Here is a 276-nt window from a genome sequence, read left to right on the forward strand (position 1 = left end):
GATATCAAGCGCGCCGTCGGGGAATTCCGGAAACAGTACCCCCAGTTTGTTGGCACGGCCGTGACCGCGGTGAATACCCCCGACTTCAGTGGATCTTTTGAAAGTGGTTTTGCGCTTACCGTTAAAGGGATACTGCAAACCCTGGTGCCTGAAGTCGACCCCGAGGCACCGCGTGCCGGTTTGCGTCACAAACAGATCAATGTCCTTTGTGGTGCCAATTTGTCACCAACCGACCTGGAATTTGTCGCCGAGAGTATCGAAAGCTTTGGATTACGG

At 54.0% G+C, this 276-nt stretch carries 1 protein-coding gene; it reads left to right on the forward strand.

Annotation, left to right across the window (positions count from 1 at the left end):
* Positions 1 to 3: 3 nt before the first annotated feature.
* On the forward strand, positions 4 to 276 hold a 273-nt coding region (locus Q4563_RS19665), incomplete at its 3' end, for a nitrogenase component 1 (protein ID WP_303605718.1).

The sequence above is a fragment of the Gilvimarinus sp. 1_MG-2023 genome, from assembly GCF_030548285.1.